Source organism: Echinicola soli, from assembly GCF_006575665.1.
Classification (GTDB): domain Bacteria; phylum Bacteroidota; class Bacteroidia; order Cytophagales; family Cyclobacteriaceae; genus Echinicola; species Echinicola soli.
Genome location: NZ_CP041253.1, coordinates 2045881 through 2060585 on the forward strand (window position 1 = coordinate 2045881; position 14705 = coordinate 2060585).

Annotated in this window: 11 protein-coding genes; all 11 read left to right on the forward strand. The window is 49.2% G+C overall.

The window, feature by feature from the left end; genetic code table 11:
- Positions 1 to 11 precede the first annotated feature (11 nt).
- The 11 genes from FKX85_RS08260 (at position 12) to FKX85_RS08310 (ending at position 14683) form a co-directional block, all read left to right on the forward strand.
- Positions 12 to 653, forward strand: a complete 642-nt coding sequence (locus FKX85_RS08260) for a glycoside hydrolase family protein (RefSeq protein ID WP_141614282.1) — start codon at positions 12 to 14, stop codon at positions 651 to 653.
- A 401-nt stretch (positions 654 to 1054) separates the two neighbouring features.
- Positions 1055 to 1378 carry a LytTR family DNA-binding domain-containing protein gene (locus FKX85_RS21890; RefSeq protein ID WP_141614283.1) on the forward strand — a complete coding sequence of 108 codons (324 nt, stop codon included), beginning with the start codon at positions 1055 to 1057 and terminating at the stop codon, positions 1376 to 1378.
- A gap of 324 nt (positions 1379 to 1702) precedes the next feature.
- Positions 1703 to 2065, forward strand: a complete 363-nt coding sequence (locus FKX85_RS08270) for a hypothetical protein (protein ID WP_141614284.1) — start codon at positions 1703 to 1705, stop codon at positions 2063 to 2065.
- A 16-nt stretch (positions 2066 to 2081) separates the two neighbouring features.
- On the forward strand, positions 2082 to 3341 hold the full coding sequence (locus FKX85_RS08275; protein WP_141614285.1) for a 6-bladed beta-propeller: 1260 nt from the start codon (positions 2082 to 2084) through the stop codon (positions 3339 to 3341).
- 413 nt (positions 3342 to 3754) lie between these two features.
- Positions 3755 to 4096: a hypothetical protein gene (locus FKX85_RS08280; RefSeq protein ID WP_141614286.1), complete on the forward strand. Its 342-nt coding sequence runs from the start codon at positions 3755 to 3757 to the stop codon at positions 4094 to 4096.
- 16 nt (positions 4097 to 4112) lie between these two features.
- A complete protein-coding gene (locus FKX85_RS08285) occupies positions 4113 to 5372 on the forward strand; it encodes a 6-bladed beta-propeller (protein WP_141614287.1) in 1260 nt (419 codons plus the stop codon).
- 70 nt (positions 5373 to 5442) lie between these two features.
- Positions 5443 to 6036: a hypothetical protein gene (locus FKX85_RS08290; protein WP_141614288.1), complete on the forward strand. Its 594-nt coding sequence runs from the start codon at positions 5443 to 5445 to the stop codon at positions 6034 to 6036.
- A 267-nt stretch (positions 6037 to 6303) separates the two neighbouring features.
- Positions 6304 to 7383 carry an efflux RND transporter periplasmic adaptor subunit gene (locus FKX85_RS08295; RefSeq protein WP_141614289.1) on the forward strand — a complete coding sequence of 360 codons (1080 nt, stop codon included), beginning with the start codon at positions 6304 to 6306 and terminating at the stop codon, positions 7381 to 7383.
- A 2-nt stretch (positions 7384 to 7385) separates the two neighbouring features.
- The gene (locus FKX85_RS08300) at positions 7386 to 10436 is read left to right on the forward strand and encodes an efflux RND transporter permease subunit (RefSeq protein WP_141614290.1); all 3051 of its coding nucleotides are present in this window, start codon (positions 7386 to 7388) and stop codon (positions 10434 to 10436) included.
- Positions 10437 to 10682: 246 nt separating this feature from the next.
- Complete coding sequence (locus FKX85_RS08305; protein ID WP_141614291.1) at positions 10683 to 11240, forward strand: REP-associated tyrosine transposase; 558 nt, start codon at positions 10683 to 10685, stop codon at positions 11238 to 11240.
- A gap of 311 nt (positions 11241 to 11551) precedes the next feature.
- Complete coding sequence (locus FKX85_RS08310; RefSeq protein WP_141614292.1) at positions 11552 to 14683, forward strand: efflux RND transporter permease subunit; 3132 nt, start codon at positions 11552 to 11554, stop codon at positions 14681 to 14683.
- The last annotated feature ends 22 nt before the right edge of the window (positions 14684 to 14705 follow it).

Consider the following 14705-nt stretch of genomic DNA (forward strand, 5'->3'; position numbering starts at 1 on the left):
TCTTATTTTTTATGATAAACTATCTTCATCTTAATTTTTATTTCTCTGATCACTTAGGTTTGATAGATGGAAAAAGTTCGACCGTTATTTACTTTTCCGTTATCAAAAACGAATTTTATTCAGAAGAAATCTCATTTTTATTTTTAGAAGAGCTCTTAGGTCAAATAAATCAGGGTGTTTCACTGAATTATGGAAATGGAATGGCCGGAATTGGCAGTCTTATCAATTACCTGCATCAGAAAGACCTATTGGCAGAAAGCCCATTTGAGCTATTTTCAGTGCCTGAAGATACCTTGCTGAAAGTGCTTTTTGGAGCCCGGTGTCATGAGATTACGCTTTCGCAGGGACTGCCCGGGATAGGGATGTATTTTCTGTTCCGTCTTAAGGATAAAGGACTTCCGGAAGATTCCTTTCAGGCCATGCGGTATAAGGAAGCGATCATCGCGACCATCGATCAGTTGGATCACCTTCTCAAGACCAAGTCAACGGGGGAATTAGATCAGTATGACTTGAGTATTTGGCATGGATGGAGTGGGATTTACTTGTATCTGCTGCAAGTGGGACAGTTGGGATATATAAAGGAGAGAATACTCGGAATGGCCCATCAGATACGGCAGATGATGATAGGAAGATATTTGAAAAGCATAAGTTGATTGAGGATTGACCTTCGAGGTGGATCAAGAATTGGAAGGACACAATACCTACTCTGATTCTGTATGATAGGGATCCGCAGTAGGCTGGATACGCAGAAAAAGAGTGTGGTAATCCGCCTGAGGCGGGCTGCCACAACTCCTTCCCTCAAACTCTCTTCCCACACTTCACAGTGACGATTTTTAAATCGAACTGAGGTTACTAAGCTGTTGTCTCTATAAATTCCTGCCGAGGTTGTTGAAAAATAATATATTGAGTATGAGTATTATTTTACATTAAATACGTATTTTTTATTTATGACCATGTTAAAATTATGTGTTATAGATGAAATACCCAATATTGGGTATTTTGTATCCTTTGAATACTTTTTATATTGCCGGGAAACTACGCTTTACAAAGAGTCATGAATACCCAAGATTTCTTAATTCTAAAGAACGAAAGTAATTTAGTAAGAATTGAACTTGAGCATATCGTTTATCTTACTATTAAGGATTATATTTTGACTTGTGCGACAGTATGCGGCGAGCGATTTAAGTGCAGTAATTCCCTAAAAGCAGTAGAGGGTGGCCTTCCTCCCCATTTTGTCAGAATTAACCGCAATACCGTTATTAATACTGATTGTGCCCGGGTGCTCTGTTCAAAAAAACGAACGGTAGTAATGAAAGACCAATCAGCGCATCATGTGGCATACAGACGGATGGGGGAAGTGAAAACGTTTTTTGGATGAATATGGATCAGGTAAAAACCATGCTGGCCAATAGGAAATTTCGTCCCAGGCGAATTTACTGCTTCTCTGGATGTGCCGGCAGGTCAAGTTTAGGCACAAGTCTTACTATTGACCTATACTGCGCTTGCAGTCGATATAGGAAAAAAGCATGTAACACAGGGAGCTTAAACAGTCATAATTCCATCCATTAAAACGAACATTTTTTACACTCACGGGATGAAACACTACGCTTACGGGATATATTGTGCACTTGACCTATTGTGTTTGTTTTTTTGTAGGTTGCGCTTGTTAATCAATCTTTTAACCAATAAACTTTAAAATTTTATGATTAAAGAACAAAAAACAATGAAATGGCTGCGCTGGGCAGCCGCGGGAGTTTTCGGTGCAATGCTGGTACTGAACATAATGGTCGGTCTGGATTTTGAAAAGGACAAGGTACTGCCTTCTGTGACCTTGGTAGAGCTGGGGAACCAGGCTTTTGCACGGGGTGAGAGTGACGATGATGGATACTGGTTTACTGATGAAGAGCAGAAGGACATATACAATAGTCAAGGGAGTGTTGGCGGTATTTTTAGATATGTTGGAGTTGGGGCAGATTGGGAATATGGTATAGTCGGCACCCACTACTATTGTGACGGCTGGGGGCTTTATTGTGACTACGATGAGCCTTACACAGAGCGATACTAATTAGTCAATATTGAAAATGATGATTTCCTATATTATCCTTTACGGGATGCTGTCCTGGTCATTGCTGTCATGCGGAAGTGGCGGGGACAGCAGCCCTGTAGTATGCGGGGACGGCTGCCATCAAGTGGATGTGGAGTTTGGCGGGAAGACAGTCTTTTCCGATATATTGGATTCGGTGTTTTACGTACAGCTGGAGACCACGGAGGAAAGCCTTATCGGCAAAATATCAAAGGCCCTGGTGGCGGACAGCGTCATCTATATAATGGACAAGCGCCTTGCGGAAAGGGTCTTTGCCTTCGACATGGAGGGCAAATACCTGTTTGCGGTAGGGGAAAAGGGCGCCGGTCCGGGAATGTACCGTTCCGTCAAGGATATCTGCGTGGACCGCAAAAAAGGGATACTGTACGTTTTGGACGGCAAACGTTATAAACTGTTGGAGTATTCGCTGGACGGAAAGTTTATCCGTGAAAGGGTGCATTTCAAAAACCTGGGCGTCCGTGAGGTGGAGGTCTACAGGGACGGTTTTATTGTGTACACGGGAAATTCCTGTTTCAGGAACTGTGGTTCCGTCTATATTACGGATGGACAGGGGAATATTTCGCGGGAAGTTTTGCCTTCGGACGACCGGCTTCCGGACCATCAGGCGGTGAGCAATAATCTTTTTGCCCTCAACGGGGAAGAAGGCCTGATCGCGCCCATATACAGGAATACGATATACAAATACGGACCGGAGGGCATCCGTCCCCATGTGGTGCTGAATTTTGGCGATAAAAGCATGGACAGGGAGAGATTAAGCAGGTACAAGGATGAAATGAAAGCTTACATTGATATAGCAGAAGAGATGTTTACCCATATACGGTGCCTGCAGTCGGACAATTCCGGGAACCTGTTTCTGACGGTCCCCTTGGAATATGCGCTTCAGTCAGGGATATATAATGTAAACCGATCTGGAAAACTATCCATGTCTGCATCAAACTTTTCCCGAACGTTGGATGGAAGTTTTATATTTGAACCGATCGGGGCAATGGGTGATTTTATCATCAACCCGATCGAAAGCGGTCGCTTGTTTAAATTAAAGACAAAATGGATGTCAGAGGAGGGGAGGAATGTCTTCGACAGAGAAGAGGTGAAACAAGTGTCGAGCCCCCAAATGAGAACGGTGCTTAAATCGGTCAAGGCCACTGACAACCCCGTCCTCCAGTTTTTTTCCATGGATCTCAGTAACCAGCGTGCACAAGAAACAGAACACGGCACGGTCGGTGCACAGGGGGAATGATTGTCCATCGTGCGGGTGGCTCCCTGTTTTATCGGGACAGACAGTGCCCACTGAAATAAAATTAATCATAATGAAAGCAGCAGTAACCATTAGTTTTATCCTGAACATCCTTTTGTCCCGTGAGTGGCAATCAATGTCTTTAATTTAACCTGAGTTGGGGGGTAAACAGACCATTTGACGGTGATTTTGTCATCTCGCGGCGGCGAGTGACATATGTTTCTGTTTTTATGCCGTTTATACTCCGAACTGACGTTAATTTAAAGACTTTATTTACACTCACGGGATGAAACACTACGCTCACGGGACATATTGTGCGCTTGCCCTATTGTGTTTGTTTATTTTGTAGGTTGCGCTTGTTAATCAATCTTTTAACCAATAAACTTTAAAATTTTATACTTAAAGAACAAAAAACAATGAAATGGCTGCGCTGGGCAGCCGCGGGAGTTTTCGGTGCAATGCTGGTACTGAACATAATGGTCGGTCTGGATTTTGAAAAGGACAAGGTGCTGCCTTCTGTGACCTTGGTAGAGCTGGGGAACCAGGCTTTTGCACGGGGTGAGAGTGACGATGATGGATACTGGTTTACTGATGAAGAGCAGAAGGACATATACAATAGTCAAGGGAGTGTTGGCGGTATTTTTAGATATGTTGGAGTTGGGGCAGATTGGGAATATGGTATAGTCGGCACCCACTACTATTGTGACGGCTGGGGGCTTTATTGTGACTACGATGAGCCTTACACAGAGCGATACTAATTAGTCAATATTGAAAATGATGATTTCCTATATTATCCTTTACGGGATGCTGTCCTGGTCATTGCTGTCATGCGGAAGTGGCGGGGACAGCAGCCCTGTAGTATGCGGGGACGGCTGCCATCAAGTGGATGTGGAGTTTGGCGGGAAGACAGTCTTTTCCGATATATTGGATTCGGTGTTTTACGTACAGCTGGAGACCACGGAGGAAAGCCTTATCGGCAAAATATCAAAGGCCCTGGTGGCGGACAGCGTCATCTATATAATGGACAAGCGCCTTGCGGAAAGGGTCTTTGCCTTCGACATGGAGGGCAAATACCTGTTTGCGGTAGGGGAAAAGGGCGCCGGTCCGGGAATGTACCGTTCCGTCAAGGATATCTGCGTGGACCGCAAAAAAGGGATACTGTACGTTTTGGACGGCAAACGTTATAAACTGTTGGAGTATTCGCTGGACGGAAAGTTTATCCGTGAAAAGGTGCATTTCAAAAACCTGGGCGTCCGTGAGGTGGAGGTCTACAGGGACGGTTTTATTGTGTACACGGGAAATTCCTGTTTCAGGAACTGTGGTTCCGTCTATATTACGGATGGACAGGGGAATATTTCGCGGGAAGTTTTGCCTTCGGACGACCGGCTTCCGGACCATCAGGCGGTGAGCAATAATCTTTTTGCCCTCAACGGGGAAGAAGGCCTGATCGCGCCCATATACAGGAATACGATATACAAATACGGACCGGAGGGCATCCGTCCCCATGTGGTGCTGGATTTTGGCGATAAAAGCATGGACAGGGAGAGATTAAGCAGGTACAAGGATGAAATGAAGGCATACAAGGATATAAGCCATGAGATGTTTACCCATATACGGTGCCTGCAGTCGGACAATTCCGGGAACCTGTTTCTGACGGTTCCCTTGGAATATGCGCTTCAGTCAGGGATATATAATGTAAACAATCCCGAAGAGCTATCCATATCCGGATCTTATTCTACCCGAACATTGGACGGACGTTTTGTGTTTGAACCAGCCGGGGCAATGGGCGATTTTATCATCAACCCGATCGAAAGTGGTTTTTTATTTGATATAAAGACAGAACTTATCTCAGAGGAGGGAATGAATGCATTCGAAAAAGAGGCGGTGAAACAAGCGATAAGTCCGCAGTTGGGAACGGTGCTTAAATCGGTCAAGGCCACTGACAACCCCGTCCTCCAGTTTTTTTCTATGGATCTCACCAAACAACGTACAGAAGAAATCGAACACGGCACGGTCGGTGCACAGGGGGAATGATTGTCCATCGTGCGGGTGGCTCCCTGTTTTATCGGGACAGACAGTGCCCACTGAAATAAAATTAATCATAATGAAAGCAGTAGTAACCATTAGTCTTATCCTGAACATCCTTTTGTCCTTCATGGTGTTTACGTTTTATAAAGCAAAAGAACGGAACATAAAATATAGCGTGAAGCAGGCAGTTGAGGTGGTCAGAAAAACAAAAGAACTGGAATCCATTCAGGAATACGCCTCCCTTATGGAGGGCTATACGGAGACCCTACGGGGTACCGCAACGGAAAATATCAGGCTCCAGCAGGAACAACTGGACCTTACAGGTTTAAGCCTAAACAGAACGGACGGTCATTACCTTATTTTACTGGTCGATGTAAATTCCTGCACGAGGTGCTTGGAGATAGAGATGAAAAGAATAAAGGAAAAAGGATTGGTGGGAAACATCAATATTTTAACGAACGAAAGTTCGGAAAGGCAAAGGAAAGTTTTTAAGAACAAATACAGCTACAATGGAGATGTCCATTATACATCTACTCCTTTGTTCAAACAAACTTCCTCCCCTGCCTATTTGGTCTGTGATTTAGATGGAGTTGTTATGGACGCTTGTGTAATTCCAAAAAACTTTCCTGAAATTTCAGGTCTGTTTTTGGATAAATATGGATTAGAATAGCGAGAGAGCAACACTGTAACGTTTAGCCCCATTTTGCCGTAAAGGTTGGGTATGTTTACTGATTTTTTCCAGACCTATAATGGCCTCTGTTTGAGAATCACGTTTTTCCTTTTACTGGACTCCTGGACTTTGAAAATGGCAAAAGCGCATCCATCCTTATACTTCGTGGTCCGTTATGAAGAATACTTTCTGTTCAGTGCCAAAAACCCTTTGCTTTTAATTAAATAATTAGTTAATTGAAGGAGTGAACATTTTATTATCTTTTCAATGAATGCAAACAGATTGTTTTTATTGCTGATTTTGGTTTTTCCGTTCTTTTATTCCTGTGAAAACAGTACGGAGCAGCAGGAGGAAGTCCCCCTCGAATCCATGCGCAATGAAGTGTCCGCCACCAAGGTGACGGTGGCCAAGGCCGAAAAACGCTCCTTCGACTACCTGATCAATGCTTCGGGCAAGGTGGAGGCCGGCCGGCAAGTGATGGTGGTCATCGAGCGGCAGGGCTACCTCAAGGAACTGAACATCCGGGAAGGCCAGTATGTGGAGGCCGGAACGGTCATCGCCCGCCTGGACAATACCGACAATGTCTTCAGAAAGGAAAAGGCACTGGTGCAGCTGAAAAATGCGCAGGCTTCCTATAACAGCGAAAAACTGGGGTTTGGATCCATCCTGGAAGGAGAAGACCAGGATCAGGTCCTCCAGCTTGACGAGCAGCTGAAGGCCAGCAGTGGCCTGCTGTCCGCACAAATCGACCTGAAGGAAGCAGAGCTGGAGCTGGCCAAGGCCACGATCAAGGCGCCCATCTCCGGCAAGGTGGCCGACCTACAGCTGAAGCCCGGCAGCCTGGTCAATGCAGGCGATGAACTCTGTGAAGTGCTCAATACCCATAACCTGTTGCTCAGTGTAAAGGTACTCGAATCCGACATTCCCTTTATTTCCCTCGGCCAGACGGCAGAGGTCTACCCTGTTTCTGCCGGCACTGGATCTTTGACAGGCAAGGTAAACAGCATTAATCCCAAGGTGGACGAAAACGGCCTGGTGGAAGTGGGCATCAAGCTGGGCAATTCCCAAAAGCTGCTTCCCGGCATGAACGCCCGCGCGGTGATCCGCGCCCCGCAGTCGGACAATGTGGTGGTGCCCAAGCAGGCACTGGTCTACCGCTCCGGCCGCCCGGTGGTCTTCACTGTCAACGGCAAGGAGGCCAAGTGGAACTATGTGGAGGTGGGCAAGGACAACGGCCGTGAGATAGAGGTACTTGACGGCATCAAGGATGGCGAGACGGTCATCACCAGCAACAACCTGCAGCTGGGGCACCAGGCACAAATCCAAATCGCAAAAGAAAACGAATAGCCATGGTCAGATTTTTATTGGCACGGCCGATTGCGGTGACGATGGTCTTTGTGGCCCTGATGGTGTTCAGCCTGATCGCCTTTACGAAGCTTCCCGTGTCGCTGTTGCCGCCCATCGATGTACCGCAGATCGTGGTGAAGGTCAATTATCCCAATGCCTCGCCCGAGGCGATCGAGCAGAACGTGCTGCGCCCGGTGCGGGAAAGCCTGATTACACTGAACGGCCTGGAGGATATGCAGAGCAAGGCCGGCAGCGAAACGGGCACGGTGAGGCTGCAGTTTGCCTATGGCACTTCCATGGAGCTGGCCTATATCGAAGTGAACGAAAAAATCGACCGGCTGACCAATAGCCTTCCCGAAGAACTCCCCCGCCCCCAGGTCATCCGCATCAATACCAACGACATCCCCATGGTCCGCATCCAAGTGGTCCCCAAGGAAGGCACCGACTATGCCGAGGTGACCAAGCTGGCCGAAAATGTGCTCAAAAAACGTATCGAACAGCTGGAAGGGATTTCCCTGGTGGACATCAACGGCAAGCAGGAGCGGGTGATCACTGTGCGTCCAAACAAGGCTGTGCTGGCAGGGCTGGGCATGACCGAACAGGATGTGATCAATGCCATCACCTCGGGCAACCGGGAGCTCCCCGGCATCAGTGTCAAGGACGGCCAGTACCGCTACTTCCTGCGGCTGGCCACACGTGTGGATACGCCGGAGGACATCGAAAACCTGCCGGTCAGCGGACCCGAAGGCCGTGCCGTACCGCTGGGCAAAGTGGCCGGGGTGCAGTACCGGATGGAAGAGACGATGGGATATCACCTGTATGGGCAGCGGCAAGGGCTAGTGATTACTGTCCACAAGCAGGCTGCGGCCAAAATGAACGAACTCATGGAAAAGGTCCGGGAGTCTGTGGGCCATTTTAAGCAGGATTACCCGCAGGTGGACTTTGCCATGACCCAGGACCAGAGCACCCTGCTCAACGCGGGGATCAGCAACCTGCAGACCAGCCTGCTCTTCGGAGGGCTTTTTGCCTTCGGGGTGCTGTTTGTTTTTATGGGTAACTACCGCATGCCGGTGATCATTGGCCTTAGTCTGCCCACTTCACTGGTGATCAGCTTTTTGGTCTTCCAGGCCGCTGGCATCTCTATCAATGTCATCTCCCTGAGTGGCCTGGCCCTTGGGCTGGGCATGCTGATTGATAATGCCATCATCGTCCTGGACAATATCACCCGCAAGCGGCAGGAGGGACTGCCGCTGTTCGAGGCCTGCGTGCAGGGGGTAAACGAGGTGATGTCCGCGCTGATCAGTTCGGTGCTGACCACTTTGGCGGTCTTTGTGCCGCTGGTATTCCTGAGTGGTATTTCCGGTGCCCTGTTCCTGGACCAGGCGGTGTCGGTGGCAGCGATCCTGTTTGTCTCGCTTTTGGTGGCCTTTGTACTGCTTCCACTGCTGTACAGGGTGTTCTTTGCTCATAAGACCTGGGAAGGCAACCGCGAGGACAGCCGTTTTTTCAAAGCCATAGTAGCCTGGTACAAAAAAGGCTACCAAATGGTCATGGCCAATAGGAAGCTGAGTCTGGTGCTGCTCCTGATGCTGATTCCGGTGTTTTTGCTTATTGGGATGGCCCTGCCCACGGAGGGGCTTCCGCCCATTGCCAAAAAGGATGCCGTGCTGGAGGTGGACTGGAACGAACCCATCGGCGTGGAGCAGAACCGGGACCGTATAAAGGAGGTTATGGCCAGCCTGAAAGGGGAGTTTGAACAGGCAGAAGCGGATGTGGGCGTGCGGCAGTTTTTGCTCTTTGACGGAGAGAATTCCGTGCAGCAGGCCACGGTGTACATGGATTTTAAGGACCAGCAGTCCAAGGATGCACAGACCGCGCTACTGGAAAAGATGCTGAGGAATACCTTCCCGCAAGCCACCGTAGGGATCACTGATGCTCCGAGTGCCTTTGACCAATTGTTTGCCTCCAATATTCCCTATTACGAAATGCGTTGGAAGGAGCTGGAAAGCAAGCGGCCGGTTCCCGCTGCCGAGATGGGCCCCTGGCTGGAGGAGCTGCCTGTAACTGATTGGAAAAAAGGACCCGGGCTGCAGGAAGAATCAGCGGTGCTTTTTCGTGTTGACCTGGAGAAAATGGCCCTTTACGGGATCGATATCAGTACGCTGACCGGTGAGATCGAAAGGCTCTTTGGCCGCTACACCATTGATGAGATCAGGCGGTTTAGTGAAGTGACGCCGATACGACTGGAGGGCAACAAGTCGGACTTTATGGCCATCCTCCGCAGCAACCACCTGGAAGGCAATGAAGGCCAGCGCTATGCACTTGCCAATTTTATCAACGTAAGCTATGAAAACCATTATAAGTATGTCACGGCAGACAAGACAGGCATCTACCAATCGGTGAGCCTGACAGGTTCCCATCCCGAGGAACGGGAAGGCGAGCTGAGGGAGTGGGGTCGTGGAAAGAATTTCAGTGTGTCCTTTGCAGGGCAATATTTTAAGGACCGGGAAAATATCCGGCAGCTGATGGGGATTTTGGGTGTGGCAGTGTTGCTGCTGTATTTTATTTTGGCCGCACAGTTTGAGAGTTTTGTGCAGCCGCTGATCGTGATCTTCACCTTGCCGTTGGGCATTGGCGGTGCCCTGTTGATGCTCTGGCTGACGGGCACCTCACTGAACGTGATGTCCGCCATTGGGCTGGTGGTCATGCTGGGCATCATGGTCAATGACGCCATCCTGAAGATCGACACCGTGAACCGGCTGCGGGAGCGCTATGCCCTGGAACAGCCCCGGGAGACAAGCAGGGAAATTCTCGACCGGGCACTGTTCCGGGCAGGGGAAATCCGTCTGAAGCCCATTCTGATGACCTCGATTACCACCATTCTGGCGCTGTTGCCGGTGGTGTTCAGCTCTGGATTGGGAGCTGATTTGCAGCGGCCCCTGGTGTTCAGCGTCATCGGTGGCCTGACCATCGGCACGCTGACGGCACTGTATTTCGTGCCCCTGGCATATTGGGCAGTAAGTAGGAAGAAAGTATCAAGTAGTGAGACATGAGACAAATATTTCTCCCCGCCGCGGCGGGATAACGCTAAGACGTGGTTGTACCGGGTCTCTGCTCCGGTACTGGGAAACATTGAGTCTCTGTTCAAAAATATAAGGTTGAATCTGGAGACTCGGTATTTGTTGTCCCGCATCAGAGATAGCGGGACAACATAAAAATGGATAAGAACGTGGTTGTACCGGGTCTCTGCCCCGGTACTGGGAAACATTGAGTCTCTGACTCAAAAATATAAGTAAAAAATGAGTAAACAGGATAAACCCTATCGTATTACGGACCAGCATGGAGTTTATTTTCTCACCTTAACGGTAGTGGACTGGCTTGATGTGTTTACGAGAAAAGAATATAAATTGGAAGTGGTGGACAGTTTGAATTATTGTGTACAGAAGAAAGGGTTGGAATTGTATGCTTGGGTTTTAATGAGCAATCACCTGCACCTTTTAGGTAGGACAAGGGAGCCGTTTCGGATAAGTGACTTCATAAGGGATTTCAAAAAGTACGTTGCTGCGAGAATTCTAGATAGTTTGGGACGTGAATCTATTGAATCCAGAAGGTCATGGATGCTTTCACGAATGAAATTCAGGGGTGGCCAGGTTAAGCGTGTGCTTAATTATAAGTTCTGGGAAGACGACAATCGGGCGATCTGGATCGAATCAAATAAGTTCTTGGAACAAAAGCTTCATTATATTCATGAAAATCCTGTTAATGCCATGATTGTAGAGGAACCAAAAGAATATCTATTTAGCAGTGCTCGGGATTATGCAGGAATGAAAGGCCTTGTAAAAGTAAAGTTGGTTTGAAGGAGTGAGTCGGGAGACTCAGGCTTTGTACTCCCGCGTCAGAGACGGCGTGATAACGCTAAGGCGTGCTTGTACCGGGTCTCTGCTCCGGTACTGGGAAACATTGAGTCTCTGATTCAAAAATATAAGGTTGAGTCTGGAGTTCAGTATTTGTTGTCCTGCGTCAGAGATAGCGGGACAACATAAAAATGGATAAGAAGAAAGAAAAGTATCAAGTAGCTAGATGCAAGTATCAAGAAAAAGAAAAGAGTAAAGTGTTGAACCAATGAGCCATAGGCTCACGGCTCACTACTCAGATCTCAAGACTAAAAATGAGTTCATTCAGGATCACGATATCGTTTTTTGTGCTGGCCATCATAGGCTTTGCGCTGGTGCCACGGCTGACCGTGGAGCTGAACCCGCGTGAGCAGCAGCCGGTGCTGAGCATCTCCTTCGGTGTGCCGCAGGCGGCACCGGAGCTGGTCGAAAAGCTCGGTACGGCACCGCTCGAAGGGTTGTTTTCCCAGCTTTCGGAGCTGAAAAAGATCGAGTCGGTATCCAACTATAACAGCGGCCAGATCACGCTGCGCTTTGACAAGCACACCGACATGGAGTTCAAGAAATTTGAGGTGGCTTCCCTGATCCGGCAGGTGTATCCTTCGCTAGACCAAAAGGTGGGGTATCCGTTGATCTACCAGTCTGCGCAGCGCAATGAAGAGCCGCCCATTCTCCAATACAGCATCAATGCACCCTTTGCACCCTTTGAGATCAAGAAAGTAACCGAGGACGTGCTCAAATCAGTGCTTACGCGGTTTGACGAGGTGGAGGAAATCCAGGTGTACGGAGCCAACGACCTTCAGCTTTACGTGACGTACGACATCCAGAAATTACAGGCCCTGGGCCTTACCCGCAGCATGCTTACGGGAGTCCTGCGCAATGCCTTCGGGACAGGCTATCCGGGGATGGCGGTAAACCACCAGGGCGAAGCGCTGTTTATCCAACTGGACCGTAGCCTGACCAGTTTGGAGCAATTGGAAAATCTCCGGATCATAAGCCGTGGCGGCAAGGACATCTACCTTCGGGACCTGGCCCGCCTTACCTTGGAAGAGGCCGAGCCCAGCCGGTATTACCGGATCAATGGCAACAACTCGGTGACCATGGGCATCACCAGCCGGCCAGGCGTGAACAAGGTGGTGCTGGCCAAAAAACTGCGGGAAGCAGTCGAACAGGCCGGAGAATTGCTGCCATCGGGCTATGATGTGCGCCTGGAGCAGGACGATACCGAATACCTGTCCAAGGAACTGCACAAAATCTACCAGCGCTCAGGGCTTTCCATCCTGATCCTGGTGGTCTTTATCTTTCTGATTAACCGCAACTGGCGGTACCTGACCGTGCTGTTCCTCGGGATCGTGGTCAACCTGAGCGTAACCGGGATTATCCTTTATGCACTGGGTACGCACCTGCACCTGTACAGCATTGCGGGACTGACGATTTCCTTTGGATTGATTGTGGACAATGCCATCATCATGATCGACCACTTGCACAAGCACCGCAACAGGAAGGTCTTTCTTGCGCTTTTGGCCGCATCGTTGACGACGATCGCTGCATTGCTGATGGTGTTCCTGCTGCCCGAGGAGGACCAGCGCAACCTGACCGATTTTGCGGTAGTGGTGGCGGTGATGCTGGCGGTGTCCCTGCTGGTGGCACTGTTGTTTACCCCGGCCATGTACGGGCTGTTGTTTGGCGAAGAGGCCAGGAAGGGACGAAAGTTGACCTTGCCGCAGCTGCGGAAAAGGGCGGTCTTGTTCAGGAGGTATTTTGGTATGATCGGCTTTGTGGCCCGGTTCCGGAAAACACTTGTTATGCTGCTTGTATTGCTCTTTGGCCTGCCCATATTTTACCTTCCGGCCAAATGGGAGGAACAGGACTGGTACAACAAGACCATTGGCAGCACGGTTTACCAAGAGGATATCCGTCCTTATGTGGACAAGGCACTGGGCGGATCGCTGCGCATGTTTGTGCGCGGGGTGTTCGAAAAGTCGGGTTACCGGGAAGCGGCACAGACCAGACTGTACGTGAATATTCGGCTGCCCTTTGGCAATACGCTGGATCAAATGGACTTTATTGTGCGGGAGTTTGAGGAATTTCTGAAAGGCGTGAAGGGGGTGGACAAGTTTGTCAGCAGTGTTTCTTCTGGACAACACGCTTCGATCACCATCACTTTTGAGGATGCCTATGAAAATTCTGCACTTCCCTATCAGTTGAAGGGGAGGCTGTCGGTAAAGGCAACCGACTGGAGTGGTGCCAATTGGAGCATTTATGGTGTGGGGCAGGGCTTCTCAGCAGGTCCCGGGGGAAAAGGAATCCCTTCCTTTACGGTCATGATGAAGGGGTACAACTTTGACGAGCTGGAGCGGCAGTCGGAGTTGCTGGCCGAAAAGCTGCTGCGCCACAAGCGTATCCAGGAGGTAAACACCAATGAACGGATGGGCTACAGGGAAAGGACCTCTGAGGAGTTTGTCCTGCGGTTTGACCAACAGCAGCTGGCGCTCCAGCGCGTCAATCAATACGAGGTGATCAGCGCACTGGAGGCAGTCTCCAAGCCTACCCGCACTTCCCTTCATCTGAGTCTGGACGACACCAATTACGGCGTGATGGTGAGAGAAGAAGATTCAGAGGTTTTTTCACGCTTTGACCTGGAAGAGACCACGCTGATCAGTGGGGAGGACCGGATGTTCAAGGTGTCCAGCTTGGGTACCCTGGAGAAGGAAACTACCACCAATTCCCTGCATAAGGAAGACCGCCAGTACATCCGCAGGGTGGCATTTGAATACATGGGCTCGCGGAAGTTTGGTAGCGAATACTTGGATGAGGTGCTGGAGGAAATGAAGGCCAGTATGCCCATCGGTTATTCTGCAGAGACTTCGTCATACTACTGGGGCTACGACAAGGCCAAAAGGCAGTACGCCTTGCTGCTGGTACTCATCGTGGCGATTTTCTTCATTTGCGGCGTGCTGTTTGAAAACCTAAAGCAGCCCTTTTATATCATTGCGGTGATTCCCATTGCCTTTATCGGGCTGTTTTTGATCTTTTCCCTGTTTGATTTTTACTTTGACCAAGGGGGCTATGCGGCCTTTGTGATGCTGGGAGGATTGGCTGTAAATGCGGCCATCTTTATCGTCAATGACCTGAACAACCGCCAGACCGGACGCTATAACCGGAATGTGCTGAAGTCTGTTGCGGGAAAGGCCATTCCGATCCTGCTGACTGTACTTTCCACCTGCTTTGGGTTGATTCCGTTTATCATGGAAGGCCAGAACGAAATTTTCTGGTTTTCCCTGGCCATTGGCACCATCGGTGGACTCGTGTTCAGCATGGTAGGTGTGTTTTTGGCCTTACCGGTGTTTTTGTGGAGGAATAAAAGTGAGCGGACAGCGAAAAGAACATCAAGCAGCAAGATGTAAGTATCAAAATTAGAGAAAAGAA

Coding starts and splice junctions, on each gene's coding strand:
- FKX85_RS08260 (WP_141614282.1), top strand. CDS start 12: ATGATAAACTATCTTCATCTTAATTTTTATTTCTCTGATCACTTAGGT.
- FKX85_RS21890 (WP_141614283.1), top strand. CDS start 1,055: ATGAATACCCAAGATTTCTTAATTCTAAAGAACGAAAGTAATTTAGTA.
- FKX85_RS08270 (WP_141614284.1), top strand. CDS start 1,703: ATGATTAAAGAACAAAAAACAATGAAATGGCTGCGCTGGGCAGCCGCG.
- FKX85_RS08275 (WP_141614285.1), top strand. CDS start 2,082: ATGATGATTTCCTATATTATCCTTTACGGGATGCTGTCCTGGTCATTG.
- FKX85_RS08280 (WP_141614286.1), top strand. CDS start 3,755: ATGAAATGGCTGCGCTGGGCAGCCGCGGGAGTTTTCGGTGCAATGCTG.
- FKX85_RS08285 (WP_141614287.1), top strand. CDS start 4,113: ATGATGATTTCCTATATTATCCTTTACGGGATGCTGTCCTGGTCATTG.
- FKX85_RS08290 (WP_141614288.1), top strand. CDS start 5,443: ATGAAAGCAGTAGTAACCATTAGTCTTATCCTGAACATCCTTTTGTCC.
- FKX85_RS08295 (WP_141614289.1), top strand. CDS start 6,304: ATGAATGCAAACAGATTGTTTTTATTGCTGATTTTGGTTTTTCCGTTC.
- FKX85_RS08300 (WP_141614290.1), top strand. CDS start 7,386: ATGGTCAGATTTTTATTGGCACGGCCGATTGCGGTGACGATGGTCTTT.
- FKX85_RS08305 (WP_141614291.1), top strand. CDS start 10,683: ATGAGTAAACAGGATAAACCCTATCGTATTACGGACCAGCATGGAGTT.
- FKX85_RS08310 (WP_141614292.1), top strand. CDS start 11,552: ATGAGTTCATTCAGGATCACGATATCGTTTTTTGTGCTGGCCATCATA.